The sequence below is a fragment of the Micromonospora lupini genome, assembly GCF_026342015.1.
Taxonomy (GTDB): Bacteria; Actinomycetota; Actinomycetes; order Mycobacteriales; family Micromonosporaceae; genus Micromonospora; species Micromonospora lupini_B.
The window spans coordinates 2302503-2317169 of the sequence record NZ_JAPENL010000002.1; the positions used below are offsets into that span (position 1 = coordinate 2302503).

At 70.9% G+C, this 14667-nt stretch carries 12 protein-coding genes; 4 read left to right on the plus strand and 8 right to left on the minus strand.

Features of this window, described 5'->3' with window-relative positions; translation table 11 throughout:
- Positions 1 to 136: 136 nt before the first annotated feature.
- Positions 137 to 757, minus strand: coding sequence for a DedA family protein (locus OOJ91_RS25560; RefSeq protein ID WP_266248839.1), 621 nt, complete (start codon positions 755 to 757; stop codon positions 137 to 139).
- Positions 758 to 1274: 517 nt separating this feature from the next.
- Here OOJ91_RS25560 and thrS point away from each other — a divergent pair.
- Positions 1275 to 2492 carry a threonine--tRNA ligase gene (thrS, locus tag OOJ91_RS25565; protein WP_266248841.1) on the plus strand — a complete coding sequence of 406 codons (1218 nt, stop codon included), beginning with the start codon at positions 1275 to 1277 and terminating at the stop codon, positions 2490 to 2492.
- Between the two features lie 60 nt (positions 2493 to 2552).
- Here thrS and OOJ91_RS25570 read toward each other — a convergent pair whose 3' ends face one another.
- The 5 genes from OOJ91_RS25570 to OOJ91_RS25590 form a co-directional block, all read right to left on the minus strand.
- Positions 2553 to 4625, minus strand: a complete 2073-nt coding sequence (locus tag OOJ91_RS25570; RefSeq protein WP_439117105.1) for an ABC transporter ATP-binding protein — start codon at positions 4623 to 4625, stop codon at positions 2553 to 2555.
- A complete protein-coding gene (locus tag OOJ91_RS25575) occupies positions 4622 to 6355 on the minus strand; it encodes an ABC transporter ATP-binding protein (RefSeq protein WP_266248844.1) in 1734 nt (577 codons plus the stop codon). Before OOJ91_RS25575 ends, OOJ91_RS25570 begins: the two co-directional genes overlap by 4 nt.
- Complete coding sequence (locus OOJ91_RS25580; RefSeq protein ID WP_266248845.1) at positions 6349 to 6831, minus strand: MarR family winged helix-turn-helix transcriptional regulator; 483 nt, start codon at positions 6829 to 6831, stop codon at positions 6349 to 6351. The genes OOJ91_RS25575 and OOJ91_RS25580 overlap by 7 nt, the downstream gene beginning before the upstream one ends.
- Positions 6832 to 7040: 209 nt before the next feature.
- A complete protein-coding gene (locus OOJ91_RS25585; RefSeq protein ID WP_266248846.1) occupies positions 7041 to 8480 on the minus strand; it encodes a GuaB1 family IMP dehydrogenase-related protein in 1440 nt (479 codons plus the stop codon).
- Positions 8481 to 8589: 109 nt separating this feature from the next.
- On the minus strand, positions 8590 to 10341 hold the full coding sequence (locus OOJ91_RS25590) for an acetyl/propionyl/methylcrotonyl-CoA carboxylase subunit alpha (protein WP_266248848.1): 1752 nt from the start codon (positions 10339 to 10341) through the stop codon (positions 8590 to 8592).
- A 138-nt stretch (positions 10342 to 10479) separates the two neighbouring features.
- Here OOJ91_RS25590 and OOJ91_RS25595 point away from each other — a divergent pair, with 138 nt between their 5' ends.
- The 3 genes from OOJ91_RS25595 to OOJ91_RS25605 all read left to right on the plus strand — a co-directional run bounded on the left by OOJ91_RS25595 (position 10480) and on the right by OOJ91_RS25605 (position 12949).
- Complete coding sequence (locus OOJ91_RS25595; RefSeq protein ID WP_266249855.1) at positions 10480 to 11094, plus strand: PadR family transcriptional regulator; 615 nt, start codon at positions 10480 to 10482, stop codon at positions 11092 to 11094.
- Positions 11095 to 11215: 121 nt separating this feature from the next.
- Positions 11216 to 12175: an ATP-binding cassette domain-containing protein gene (locus OOJ91_RS25600; protein WP_266248850.1), complete on the plus strand. Its 960-nt coding sequence runs from the start codon at positions 11216 to 11218 to the stop codon at positions 12173 to 12175.
- A gap of 18 nt (positions 12176 to 12193) precedes the next feature.
- Entirely contained in the window at positions 12194 to 12949 is a 756-nt protein-coding gene (locus tag OOJ91_RS25605) for an ABC transporter permease (protein WP_266248852.1), read from the plus strand.
- A gap of 264 nt (positions 12950 to 13213) precedes the next feature.
- Here OOJ91_RS25605 and OOJ91_RS25610 read toward each other — a convergent pair whose 3' ends face one another.
- A complete protein-coding gene (locus OOJ91_RS25610) occupies positions 13214 to 13867 on the minus strand; it encodes an O-methyltransferase (RefSeq protein ID WP_266248854.1) in 654 nt (217 codons plus the stop codon).
- Complete coding sequence (locus OOJ91_RS25615) at positions 13864 to 14580, minus strand: Maf family protein (protein ID WP_266248856.1); 717 nt, start codon at positions 14578 to 14580, stop codon at positions 13864 to 13866. The genes OOJ91_RS25610 and OOJ91_RS25615 overlap by 4 nt, the downstream gene beginning before the upstream one ends.
- Positions 14581 to 14667 lie beyond the last annotated feature (87 nt).

Consider the following 14667-nt stretch of genomic DNA (forward strand, 5'->3'; position numbering starts at 1 on the left):
GACGTTCAGTTGAATGTTCCCGATGCGAGCGACGACGTCGAGATGGCCGCCGAGGCCGGTGACGTAGGCGCGGAGGGTCTCCAGGCTGGTGAGGTGCTCCTGGAACCGAGGCTTATACCCGCAGTGCTGGCGACACTCAGTCGATGGGGATGTCGGTTCCGGCGGCGGTGCGGGCGTGGCGGGCGCTGATCAGCGTCATGGCCCACCCGGCTGCGGCGAAGCCGGCCGCCGCGGCGGTGGCGATGATTGCCAGCCGCCAGGCGGACTCGGTAAGCGCGGTGCCGCCCAGGTGCCCGACCAGCGCGCCGTACGTGGCCCAGCCGAGGGCGGCAATCGCCTCGTAGAGCGCGAACAGTCGGTACGGATAGCGGCTGCGGCCGGCCGAGAAGCAGGCCGCCATGCGCCCGCCGGGCACGAAGCGGCAGAGCAGGATGACAAGCGGCCCGGGTTGGCGCAGTCCCTGCGTGACCCGGCTCGCCATCCGGCGGGCCCGGCTGGGCTCGGCGTGCCGGGGCGCCCGCCGGTCCGGTGCGCCGCGGCCGAGCAGGTAGCAGGCGAGGTCACCGGCGAACACGCCGAGCGCGCCGACGGCGATGGTGATCGGCAGGCTGAGGCCGCCGTACACGGTGAGCGCGCCGCTGGTGATCATGACGATCTGGGTGGGTATCACCGGTACGAAGGCGTCCGCGATCAGGAGGCCGAGCAGCACCAGGTACGCCCACGTCGGCGACGCGACGTCAGTCAGTAGTTCGGGCACGCCTGCCACCTCGCCGGATGCGGCCGATTGGGTGTCTTGAGCCTGACGGCGTGGCCGGCGTCACCGTGGACGGCCCCGTCCCGTCGTGACCGCCGACACCACAGGGCCACCCCGGTCCAACGAGGCGAACACCCCTCAGGTGACGGGTCGGCGACCGTCCCACAGCGGCCCGAGGCGGTCGGCGGATCGGCGTCCGTCGGCGTACCGTTGTCGGCGCGGCCCAGCCCGTCGGGTCCCCCGTTCCTGACGATTCGGGTCGCCCAGGGCCGCCGGCGGGTCCCGCGCCGGCGGCCCAACCCCTCTCCCACCGCCGCAAATCCGGGTGCGTCCTCGACCGCCCGACGGGTAGCGTCGCCGTATGCGCAGCGCGGTAGTGGTGACCACGACGCCGGGTGTCCCCGGCGCGCCGCTCTGACGTAACCACAGTCGACCAGGCCCCGGGGTGATCCGCCCCGAGGGCCGCGCGGCGTTCGGTGTCCAGGTCGCCTCCGGGTCGTCCCCGATCCAGGAGCCCGACATGATCGACCACCGTAGGCTCGGCCGTGAGCTGGACCTCTTCGTCTCCGATCCGCTGGCCGGCGCCGGCCTGCCGATCTGGCTGCCGGCAGGCGCCGCCGCCCGGCACGCCGTCGAGGAGTACGTGCGGGATCTGGAGCGCCGCTCCGGCCACCAGCACGTCTACTCGCCGCCGTTGGGCAAGCGCGAACTGTTCGAACTCTCCGGTCACCTCGGCTACTTCGCCGACGACATGTTCCCGCCGATGCGGCTCAGCGCCGACGACGAGTTCGTGCTCCGCCCGGCGCTCTGCCCGCACCACGCGTTGGTGTTCCGTGCTCGGGGCCGCTCCTACCGGGAGTTGCCGCTGCGGATCGCGGAGCTGGGCGGGATGTACCGCTCGGAGCGCTCCGGGGTGCTCGGTGGGCTGTCCCGGGTACGCGCGATCTCGCTCAACGACGCGCACACCTTCTGCGCTCCCGAGCAGGTGGGCGCGGAGGTCGCGGAGGTCCTCCGGCTGATCCGCGAAGCGCACGCCGCGCTCGGCGTCCGTCCGGCCGGGCTCCGACTGTCGCTGCGCGGGCCGGGCGAGAAGTACGTCGGCGACGACGCGCAGTGGGCCCGCGCGGAGGACCTGCTCCGGGGAGCGCTGGACGGGGTGGACTACGTCGAGGCGCCCGGGGAGGCCGCCTTCTACGGTCCGAAGATCGACATTCAGATCGTGGACGCGGCCGGCCGGGAGTCGACCATCTCCACCATTCAGGTGGACTTCGACAAACCCGAGCGGTTCGACCTGTCGTACACCGATTCCGACGGCAGCAGGCGTCGGCCCGTCATGCTGCACCGCAGCCTGGTCGGCAGCATGGAGCGGCTGTTCGCGTACCTCATCGAGGTGCACGAGGGCGCGTTCCCGGCCTGGTTCGCGCCAGTGCAGTTGGTGTTGCTGCCGGTGGACGACGGACAGGCCGACGCGGCGGCCGAGCTGGCCCGGCGGGCCGTCGACGCCGGCCTGCGGGTGGAGGTCGACGCCGCCGGCTCGCTGGGCGCCCGGGTCCGGGACGCGGCTCGCCGCCGTGTCCCGTACCTCGGGGTGCTGGGTGCCCGGGAGGTGGCCGACGGACGCCTCGCGCTGCGCCTGCGTGGTGGCCGCGCCCTGGACCCGATGCCCGCCGCCGCCGCGCTCGCCCTGATCGGCGGGCAGGTCGCCGCCCGCGCGGCCGACCTGCTCCCGGCGGACTGACCCGCCCACCGGCCCGGGGCGGACCGTCGTCGATCGTGTGGCGCGCACGGCGGTCCGCCCTCAGACCGACGCCGGCTGGGCCCCGGCGGGCGCGGCTGGTTCCTCGTCGACCGCGGCGCCTGTGAACTGCGAGCGGTAGAGCCTGTGGTACGCGCCCTGGGCGGCGAGCAACTGCTCGTGGGTGCCCTGCTCGACGATCCGGCCGTCCTCCATCATCAGGATCAGGTCGGCGTCGCGGATGGTGGAGAGCCGGTGCGCGATGACGAAGCTGGTCCGGTCCGAGCGCAGCGCGGCCATCGCCCGCTGGAGCAGCACTTCGGTACGGGTGTCCACCGAGCTGGTCGCCTCGTCCAGGATCAGCAGGGACGGTTCGGCCAGGAACGCCCGGGCGATGGTGATGAGCTGCTTCTCGCCGGCGCTGACATTGCTGCCCTCCTCGTCGATGACCGTGTCGTAGCCGTCCGGGAGGCTGCGCACGAAGCGGTCCACGAAGGTGGCCCGAGCCGCGGCGACGATCTCCTCCTCGGTCGCGTCCGGCCGGCCGTACGCGATGTTGTCGCGGATGGTGCCGCCGAACAGCCAGGTGTCCTGGAGCACCATGCCGATCCGGCCGCGCAGGTCGTCGCGGCGCATCGTGGTGATGTCCACGCCGTCGAGCGTGATCCGACCGGCGTCCAGCTCGTAGAACCGCATGACCAGGTTGACCAGGGTGGTCTTGCCGGCGCCGGTCGGGCCGACGATTGCCACCGTGTGCCCCGGCTCGGCGACCAGCGACAGGTCGTCGATAAGCGGCTTGTCCGGCGTGTACCGGAAGGAGACGTGCTCGAACTCGACCCGGCCGTGCGGGTCGACGACCCGCGCCGGTTCGACCGGATCGGGGCTCTGCTCGTCGGCGTCGAGCACCGCGAAGACGCGCTCGGCCGACGCCACCCCGGACTGGAGCAGGTTGGCCATCGAGGCGAGCTGGGTCAGCGGCTGGGTGAACTGGCGGGAGTACTGGATGAACGCCTGCACGTCGCCGAGGCTCATCGTGCCGGAGGCCACCCGGAGCCCGCCGACCACGGCGATCGCCACGTAGCTCAGGTTTCCGATGAACATCATCGACGGCATGATGATCCCGGAGACGAACTGGGCGCCGAAGCTGGCCCGGAACAGCTCCTCGTTCTTCGCGTGGAACTCGGCCTCCACCTCGCGCTGCCGGCCGAACACCTTGACCAGCTCGTGACCGGTGTACGCCTCCTCGATCTGGCCGTTCAGCTCGCCTGTGTGCTTCCACTGGGCGATGAACTGCTGCTGGGAGCGCTTGGCGATGCGTTGGGTGACAAGCACCGACAGCGGGACGGCGACAAGGGCCACCAGGGCCAGCAGCGGTGAGATCCAGAACATCACGACAAGCACGCCGACAACTGTCAGCAGCGAGGTGAGCAGCTGGCTCAGGGTCTGCTGGAGGCTTGTCGAGATGTTGTCGATGTCGTTGGTGACCCGGCTCAGCAGTTCACCGCGTGGCTGCCTGTCGAAGTAGGGCAGCGGCAGTCGGTTGAGCTTCTCCTCCACCTCGGCGCGCAGCCGCAGCACGGTGCGCTGGACCACCCCGTTGAGCAGCCAGCCCTGCCACCACGACAGCACGCTCGCCGCCAGGTAGAGCCCGAGCGCCAGCAGCAGCACCCGACGCAGCGCGTCGAAGTCGATGCCCACACCGGGCACCACGTCCATCCGGGCCAGCATGTCGGCGAAGCCGTCGTTGCCGCTGGCCCGCTGCGCCGCGACGGCCTGCGCGGTGGTGGTGCCCGGGTCCAGTCGTCGACCGATGACCCCACTGAAGATCAGGTCGGTGGCATGGCCGAGGATCTTCGGACCGGCCACGCTGAACCCGACGCTCACCACGGCCAGGGTGATGATCGCGGTCAGGTGCAGCCGGTGCGGGCGCAGCCGACCGAGCAACCGGCGGGCCGACGGCCCGAAGTTCATCGACTTCTCGGCGGGCATCCCGGCGCTCATCCAGGGCGGGCCGCCGCCCGGGCGGCCGGCGGGCAGCCGCTTCGGCGTCGGCGCGCCGCCGCCGGGTTGCGGCGCGTCGCCGCCCGGCTTCTGACTGGGTACGGTCGCGGTCCGCGACTCGTCGGGCTCGCTCATGCCGGCACCTCCGCCGTCTGCTGGGAAGCCACGATCTCGGCGTACGTCGGGCAGGTCTCCAACAACTCCGCATGTCGTCCCACTCCGACGACCCCTCCGTTCTCGAGCACGATGATCTGGTCGGCGTCGACGATCGTGGACACCCGCTGGGCCACGATCACCACTGCCGACTGCGCGGTGACCGGACGCAGCGCCGCCCGCAGCCGCGCGTCGGTACCGAGGTCCAGCGCGGAGAACGAGTCGTCGAAGAGGTAGATCTCCGGCTGCCGGACCAGGGCCCGGGCGATGGCCAGGCGTTGCCGCTGGCCACCGGAGACGGTGCTGCCGCCCTGGGCGATCGGCGCGTCCAGGCCGCCGGGCATCTGCGCCACGAAGTCGCGGGCCTGGGCGATCTCCAGCGCCTCCCACAGCTCCTCGTCGGTCGCGTCCGGGTTGCCGTAGCGCAGGTTGCTGGCGACAGTGCCGGTGAACAGGTACGGCCGCTGCGGCACCAGGCCGATGCGTCGCCACAGCTCGTCCGGTTCCAACTCGCGGACGTCCACCCCGTCGACGAGCACCGCGCCGCCTGTGACGTCCACCAGGCGGGGGATGAGTGACAGCAGTGTCGTCTTGCCCGCGCCGGTGCTGCCGATGATCGCTGTGGTGGTGCCCGGGGTAGCGGTGAAGGAGATGTCGCGCAGCACCGGCTCGACCGCGCCCGGGTACTGGAAGCGCACCGCTCGCAGCTCCAGCTCGGCCCGGGTGGGCAGGTCGCTGACCGGGGTGGCGGCCGGAACCACAGAGGAGTCGGTGTCCAGCACCTCGACGATCCGCTCGGCGCAGACCGCGGCCCGGGGCACCATCATCAGCATGAAGGTGGCCATCATCACGGCCATCAGGATCTGCATCAGGTACTGCAGGAACGCGGTGAGCGCGCCGATCTCGATCGCGCCCGAGTCGACCCGCTGCGCGCCGAACCAGAGCACCGCCACGCTTGACACGTTCAGCACCAGCATGACCACCGGGAAGATCAACGCCAACAACCGTCCGGTACGCAGGGCGGTGGCGGTCAGGTCGGCGTTGGCGACACCGAAGCGCTCCGTCTCGTACGGCTCGCGGACGAAGGCGCGGACCACCCGGATGCCTGTGATCTGCTCGCGCAGCACCCGGTTGACCGTGTCGATCCGGGTCTGCATCAGCCGGAAGCCCGGCACCATCCGCCGGATGATCGCGCTCAGCGCGACCGCCAGCACCGGCACGCTTACCAGCATCAGCCAGGAGAGCCCGATGTCCTCGCGCAGCGCCATGAACACGCCGCCGACGCTCATGATCGGTGCGGCGACAAGCATGGTGCAGCTCATCAGCACGAGCATCTGCACCTGTTGCACGTCGTTGGTGTTGCGGGTGATCAGCGACGGCGCCCCGAACCGGGCCACCTCGCGGGCGGAGAAGCGGTTGACGTGTGCGAACAGCCGGGCGCGGACGTCCCGGCCGAAGCCCATCGCGGTCCGGGCGCCGAGGTAGACGGCGGCGATCGAGCAGATGATCTGGACCAGGCTGACCAGCAGCATCCAGCCGCCGGTCTGGACGATGTAGCCGGTGTCGCCCCGGGCCACGCCCTTGTCGATGATGTCCGCGTTGAGGCTGGGCAGGTAGAGCGAGGCCATGGTGCCCACGAACTGGAGCAGCACCACCGCCAGCAGCGGTCGTTGGTAGGTGCGCAGTTGGCCGCGCAACAGTCGGATCAGCACGACGGTTCCTTCGCGTCGGTGGGTCGTCCGGTCATCCGCGGGTCGTCCCCGCTGCCGATGACCTCGAGCAGGAACTCCCGGATCACCTGGGCCTTCGCCGGGTCGGCGTCGACCGAGGTGAGCGGACGTCCGGAGTGCATGAGGGCGTTGAGTGCGGCCACCCGCTCCCGCCCGGCGGGGGTGATGGCGAGTCGGATGCTGCGCCTGTCGTTGTCGTCGCGCTGCCGCTCGACAAGCCCGTCGCGCTCAAGCGTGTCCACGATGCCGGTCAGGGTCGCCGGGCGGACGAACCCCTTCTCGGCGACCTGGCGGTGCGGCAGCTCGCCGTGCCGGGCGAGCGTTATCAGGGTGATCATGCCGGCCTGGGTGAGGCCGTGCTCCTCGGCGAGGTAGCGGTTCCACCGCTGCCCGACGAGGTGTCCGGCCACCACCAACAGCCGACCGAGCGGCACATCCTGAAGGGTGACGAGTTCCACGGGGTTAGGTTAGCCCCCTGATAGTCAGGGGCCAAACGAAATAATCGCAACCCTGGTCACTCGCCGCCTGGCCGATCGCACACAACGTCGCAACCCGCTGACAGCAAGGCCACCGCCAGTGCCCAGCCCTCGCTGATCATGAAGTTACTGCCGTCCGCATCGGCGTGTCGTGGGCAGCACCTTCATGATCGACCGAACCGAGGTGGGGGTTACCAGCTCGTGGGCAGGGGCATTCCCTCGGTGAAACCGGCGGCGCTCTGCACGCCGACGATCGCCCGCTCGTGGAACTGCGTGAGGTCCCGTGCTCCCGCGTAGGTGAACGCGCTGCGTACGCCGGCGATGATCTCGTCGATCAGGTCCTCGACGCCGGGCCGGGTGGGGTCCAGATACATCCGGGCCGAGGAGATGCCCTCCTCGAACACCGCCTTGCGGGCCCGGTCGTACGGGCTGTCGTCGGCGGTACGGGCGCTGACAGCGCGCGCCGAGGCCATCCCGAAGCTCTCCTTGTACCGCCTACCGTCCGGCTCGGTGTAGAGGTCGCCGGGAGACTCGTAGGTGCCGGCGAACCAGGAGCCGATCATCACGTTCGACGCGCCGGCGGCGAGCGCGAGCGCCACGTCGCGGGGGTGCCGAACGCCGCCGTCGGCCCAGACGTGCCGGCCCAACTCCCGGGCCGCCGTCGAGCAGTCGAGCACGGCGGAGAACTGCGGCCGACCCACCCCGGTCATCATCCGGGTCGTGCACATCGCGCCCGGACCGACACCCACCTTGATGATGTCGGCACCCGCCTCGACCAGATCGCGGACGCCCTCGGCGGTGACCACGTTGCCGGCCGCCACCGGTACGCCCGGGTCCAGCTTGCGCACCGCCCGCAACGCCGAGATCATCCGCTCCTGGTGGCCGTGCGCGGTGTCCACGACAAGCGTGTCCACACCTGCCTCCAGCAGCGCGGCGGCCTTGCCTGTGACGTCGCCGTTGATCCCGACCGCCGCCGCGACGCGCAGCCGACCCCGGTCGTCCACGGCAGGCGTGTAGAGGGTGGCCCGCAGCGCGCCCTGTCGGGTGAGCACCCCGACCAGCCGACCGTCGGCGTCCACCACCGGGGCGAGCCGGCGCCGGCCGGCGGAGAGCAGGTCGAAGCCGGTACGCGGGTCCGCGTCCGCCGGAACGGTGTGCAGCTCGGTGGACATCACGTGCCGCAGTTGGGCGAACCGGTCCACGCCCAGGGTGTCCGCCTCGGTGACCACTCCCACCGGCCGACCGGCCTCGTCGACCACGATGACCGCGCCGTGCGACCGCTTCGGCAGCAGGTGGATGGCGTCGCCGACGGTCTCGGTGGGGCCCAGGGTGATGGGCGTGTCGTAGACCAGGTGCCGCTGCTTGACCCAGGCGACGACGTTCGCGACGACCTCGATCGGGATGTCCTGCGGGATCACGGCGACAGCGCCCCGCCGGGCCACCGTCTCGGCCATCCGCCGCCCGGCGACCGCAGTCATGTTCGACACCACAAGCGGGATGGTCGTGCCGGTGCCGTCACCTGTGGACAGGTCCACGTCCAGCCGGGAGCCGAGGTCGGAGCGGGCCGGCGCCATGAAGACGTCGGTATAGGTCAGGTCGTGCGCGGGGGCCGCGCCGTGAAGGAACCGCACCCGGCCATCATTCCCGGCCACGGCCGTCCGCGCCCGCCTCGGTGCCGCAAACCACCCCCGCCGCACTCCCGTCGGCAGGACGAAGTGGCAGGACCCGGGTCAAAGCACGTCAGGAGATGGTGCAGATGGGTGCCCCGGCGGTGATCACGGCACCGACCTCGGCGGTGAGCCCGCTGACCGTACCCGCCTTGTGGGCGTGCAACGGCTGCTCCATCTTCATCGCCTCCAGCACCACCACCAGGTCGCCCTCCGCCACCGTGTCACCCTCGGCGACCGCGATCTTGACGATGGTGCCCTGCATGGGAGACGTGAGCGCGTCGCCGCTGACCGGGGCGCCCGCCGTGGCCCCGCCCCCGCGTCGGGTCGGCTTGCGGGAGGTGGGTGCCGCGGTGGTCGTACTCCCGCCGAAGCCGGCGGGGAGGCTGACCTCGATGCGCTTGCCGCCCACCTCGACCACGACGGTGTCGCGTTCGGCCGGCGCCTCGACGCCGCCGCCGGCGGCGGCGAACGGCGGCACGGTGTTGTGGAACTCGGTCTCGATCCACCGGGTGTGCACGGTGAACGGTTCGGCGGTGAACGCCTCGTCCCGCACGACCAGCCTGTGGAACGGCAGCGCGGTGGCCATCCCGTCGACGACCATCTCGTCGAGCGCGCGGCGGGCGCGCTCCAACGCCTCGGTCCGCGTCTCGCCGACGATGATCACCTTGGCCAGTAGCGAGTCGAAGTTGCCACCGATCACGTCGCCGGCCGAGATGCCGGTGTCCACCCGGACGCCCGGGCCGCTGGGCAGGCGCAACGTGGTGACGGTGCCCGGCGCGGGCAGGAAGTTGCGGCCCGGGTCCTCGCCGTTGATACGGAACTCGATGGCGTGCCCGCGCGGCGTCGGGTCCGCGGTGATCCGCAGCTTCTCGCCGTCGGCGATCCGGAACTGCTCGCGGACGAGGTCGATGCCTGCGGTCTCCTCGGTGACCGGGTGCTCGACCTGGAGCCGGGTGTTGACCTCCAGGAAGGAGATCGTGCCGTCCGTGCCGACCAGGTACTCCACCGTGCCGGCGCCGTGGTAGCCGGCCTCCCGGCAGATCGCCTTGGCACTGTCGTGGATCTGGGCACGCTGGGCGTCGGTGAGGAACGGCGCGGGCGCCTCCTCCACGAGCTTCTGGTGCCGGCGCTGCAGGGAGCAGTCCCGGGTGCCCACCACGATCACGTTGCCGTGCTGGTCGGCGAGGACCTGCGCCTCGACGTGCCGGGGCTGGTCCAGGTAGCGCTCGACGAAGCACTCACCCCGACCGAACGCCGCGACCGCCTCGCGGGTGGCCGACTCGAAGAGCTGGGGGATCTCCTCCATGGTCCGGGCGACCTTGAGGCCGCGCCCGCCACCGCCGAACGCGGCCTTGATGGCGACCGGCAGCCCGTGGTCGACGGCGAACGCCATCACCTCGTCCGGGCTGCCCACCGGGTCCGGCGTGCCGGGGACCAGCGGGGCGCCGGCGCGCTGGGCGATGTGCCGGGCGGTCACCTTGTCGCCCAAGTCGCGGATCGCCTGCGGGGTGGGGCCGATCCAGGTCAGCCCGGCGTCGATGACAGCCTGGGCGAAGTCGGCGTTCTCGGAGAGGAAGCCGTAGCCGGGGTGCACGGCGTCGGCGCCGGCGCGGGCGGCGACGTCGAGCAGCTTGTCGATGCGCAGGTACGTCTCGGTCGCGCTGTCCCCGCCGAGCGCGTACGCCTCGTCCGCGAGCGTCGCGTGCAGGGCGTCCCGGTCGGAGTCCGCGTACACGGCGACGCTGCCCAGGCCGGCGTCACGGCAGGCGCGGATGACCCGGACGGCGATCTCGCCGCGGTTGGCGATGAGTACCTTGCGCACCTCGTGGCTCCTCCCGGCAGGTTACTGACCGGGAGTGTATCGGCCACCCCTGCTGACCCTAACGATCGCTCAGTGTGGGGTGCGGCACTGAAGTTAGTCAAACTTGGCTATTACGCTTGCGGGGTGTCTGCGACTCGGATGATGATTCTCGGCCTGGTGCGGTGGATGCAGCCCGTGCACGGCTACGACGTGCGCCGCGAGCTGTTGAGCTGGAGCGCCGACAAGTGGGCGAACGTGCAGCCCGGCTCGATCTACCACGCGCTGCGCAAGCTCACCGAGGAGGGGCTGCTCCGTGCCGTCGCCACCGAGCAGGTCGGTGCCCGTCCGGCCCGGACCACCTACGAGGTGACCATCAAGGGCGAGGACGAGTTCGAGACGCTGCTGCGCAACTTCTGGTGGAACCTCAGCGAGCCGTCCGACCCCTTCGCGGTGGCCTTCTCCTTCCTGCCCGCCATGCCCCGCGCCGAGGCCGCCGCGGCCCTGCGCAACCGGGCCAACCTGCTGCGCGCCGGCGTCGAGTCGATGCGCGCGTCCCTGGAATCGGACTGGGTGCGTAATCGCAAGCCGGTGCACGTGGGTTGGATGTTCGAGCTGTGGGCGGCGCGGGCGGAGGCGGAGATGGGCTGGTGCGAGCGGATCGCGGAGCGGATCGACTCGGGAGTGTCGTACCTGCCTGCTGAGCTGGAAGACGTCGAGGGTTGGTCGGGGTGGAAGGACGGCCGCGAGGTTGGTCGGCCGACCACTGCTGAATAATCAACGTTGACTAGAAAAGCTATATCGCGTTAGCCTGCTGGCGGCACAGCGGGGGAGTGCGCCGTCCGGCGTCGTCCCACTCGACGGCCGGCTCGACCGGCCCGACCGACCAGGAGCAGAAATGATCGAGACCAGGGGGCTGCGGAAGTCGTTCCGCTCCCGCGCGGGTCGAGAGACGAAGACGGTGGACGCCGTGCGCGGCGTCAACCTCAAGGTCGCCGAGGGTGAGATCTTCGGCTTCCTCGGTCCCAACGGCGCCGGCAAGACCACCACGCTGCGGATGCTCGCCACGCTCATCGAGCCCGACGGCGGCGAGGCCACCATCGCCGGCGCCGACCTGCGCAAGGACCCGGCGGAGGTGCGGCGTCGCATCGGGTACGTCCCACAGGGCGGCAGCACCTGGGACGAGTCCACCGCCCGCGAGGAACTGGTGCTGCACGCCCGGATGTACGGCATCGGCAAGGCCGACGCGCAGCAGCGCGCCACCCGCGCGCTGGATGCCTTCCAGCTCACCGAGTACGCCGACCGCAAGTGCAAGACCTACTCCGGCGGCCAGCGTCGGCGCGTCGAGATCGCGCTCGGCATCATCCACGAGCCGAAGATCGTCTTCCTGGACGAGCCGACCACCGGCCTCGACCCGCAGAGCCGCGCCCACATGTGGGACGAGATCCGGCGACTGCGCAACGACGGAATGACAGTCTTCATCACCACGCACTACCTGGACGAGGCCGACGCGCTCTGCGACCGGATCGCGATCATGGACAACGGCGAGGTCGTCGCCGAGGGCACGCCAACCGACCTCAAGCGGGAGATCTCCGGCGACGTGGTGCTTGTCGGTCTCGACCTGGCCGCCACCCCGCAGGCCGCCCAGTTGCTCGACGGCGAGCCGTACGTCAACAAGCTGGAGACTGCCGACGAGGGCGGCCTGCGCCTCTACGTCGACGAGGGCGCCACAGCCATTCCCCAGGTGCTGCGCCGACTCGACCACGCCGGGCTGGAGCTGCGCTCGATCGAGCTGCACCGGCCCAGCCTGGACGACGTCTTCCTCACCAAGACCGGCCGCTCGCTGCGCGAGTCCTGACCACCGGAGAGACGACTCATGAAATTCGCCCGTGACACGTGGCTGATCTTCCAGCGGCAGATCCAGCTTCTGCTGCGCAACCCGATCTGGGTCTTCGTCGGCGTGTTCCAGCCGGTGATGTACCTGCTGCTCTTCGCCCCGCTGCTCAAGCCGGCCCTGAACGCGCCCACCCAGGCCGCCGCCTACAAGATCTTCGTGCCGGGTCTGCTGGTGCTGCTTGCCATCTTCGGCGGCCTGTTCCAGGGCTTCGGCCTGATCGCCGAGCTGCGCGCAGGCGTCATCGAACGGTCCCGGGTCACCCCGATCAGCCGGCTCGCCCTACTGCTCGGCCGCTCACTGCGCGACGTGGTCTCGCTCATCGTGCAGGCCGTCATCATCACCCTGCTGGCGCTCCTGTTCGACCTGCGGGTGTTCATCGGTGACCTGCTGCTCGCGTACCTCATGCTCGCCCTCATCGCGCTCATGACCTCGGCCGTCTCGTACGGCGTCGCACTCAAGGTCAAGAGCGAGGACGCGCTGGCCCCGCTGATGAACACCGTGGCGCAGCCGGTGCTGCTGCTCTCCGGCATCCTGCTCCCGCTGACCTTCGCACCGGGTTGGTTGCAGGGCATCGCCGACTGGAACCCGTTCTCCTGGGCGGTCGACGGCACCCGCGCGCTCTTCGCCGGCGACCTGGGCAGCGACAAGGTCTGGCAGGGCCTCACCATCACCGCGGTCCTCGCCGCGCTGGGCGTCTTCTGGGCCGCCCGCCAGTTCGCCCGCAGCGTCCGCTGACGTTCTGACGATCGGGGTGCCCGCAGTGCGCGGGCACCCCGATCTTCGCGCTCGTGGCCGCGCTTGGCGCTTGGGTGTCGGCGCTCCGTGGTGGTGGACGCGCGGCGGTCGCGGCGCTCGCTTGGGTGCAGGCGTTCGGTGGTGGATGCGCGACGGTCGCGGCGCTCGCTTGGGTGCAGGCGCTCGGTGGTGGATGCGCGACGGTCGCGGCGCTCGCTTGGGTGCAGGCGTTCGGTGGTGGATGCGCGACGGTCGCGGCGGCGGTCAGCGCACCCGGGCGAGGGTGAGGCCGTCGGCGATCGGCAGCATCACCGGGTCGACCCGCACGTCGGCGAGCACCTCGTCGTTGAAGGCGGCGATCGCCCGGTCGTTCGCATCTCGCGGGGCGATCACCCGCCCGCCGCGCAGCACGTTGTCGACGGCGATCACCCCGCCCGGCCGCATCCGGGGCACCAGCTCGGCCCAGTAGACCGGGTATCCGGTCTTGTCGGCGTCGATGAACGCGAAGTCCAGGTGACGTTCCTGCGGCAACTCCCGCAGCGTCTCGCCGGCCGGGCCGATCCGCAGGTCGATCCTGTCCTGCACGCCCGCACGGGCCCAGTACCGCCGCGCTATGCCTGTGAACTCCTCCGAGATGTCGAAGCAGGTCAACCGCCCGCCGTCGGGCAACCCCCGGGCGATGGCCAGCGCCGACAGGCCGGTGAACGTGCCGACCTCGACGGCCTGCCGTACGTCCAGCAGCCGGGTCAGGAACGTCAGGAACGCAGCCTGCTCCGGCGCCACCTGCATGGTGGCGTGCTCCGGCAGCACCGACCGGGTCTCCTCGGCCAGATCCCGGATGATCTCGTCCGGTGGTGCGCCGTGCGCGACCAGGTAGGCGTGCAACTCATCGGTCAGCGGGATCGACTTCGTGGTCATGAGCGGACGTTACCGAGCGGCTCGACCGATTGGCCGCCCGGCGCGACACTTGTCCACAGGTCCGTGATCTGCAGCCCCAGTTCGGCGAGGAGCCGACGCAGCAGCGGCATCGAAAGCCCGACCACGGTCCCCGGGTCGCCCTCGATCCGCTCCACGAACGGCCCACCCAACCCGTCGATCGTGAACGCGCCTGCCACCGCCAGCGGCTCACCGGTGGCGACGTACGCGGCGATCTCGTCGTCGCTGATGTCCGCAAAGTGGACGGTAGTCGAGGCGACCGCCTCCGCACGCCGCCCGCTGGCAGCGTCGATCAGACAGTGCCCGCTGTGCAGCACCCCGCTGCGCCCCCGCATCCGCAACCAGCGCCGGGTGGCGTCCGCCGGATCCACCGGCTTGCCGAGAATCTCCCCGTCGAACGCGAGCACCGAGTCGCAGCCGATGATCAGGGTCTGCTGACCGGTCCCGGGGTCGGCCGCATTTCCGGTCCCGGTGTCCTCGCTAGCGCCGGCGGCCGGACTCAGTCGGGCCAACACCGCCTGGGCCTTGAGTCGAGCCAGTTCCAGGCACAGGTCCTCGGCCCGATCGGTCACCACAACGGATTCGTCCACCCCGCTGACCAGCACTTCTGGCTCGATGCCGGCGGCCTGAAGAGACTTGCGACGAGCAGGGCTGGCCGAGGCGAGCACGAGGCGGAGCGGCAGAGAATCAGACACCAGCCCGACGTTACCGGCTCACCACGCACCACACCTGTCCACCCGGCCCACGCCCGTGATCCCGCGCGGTCCGGCGCCCGTGATCCT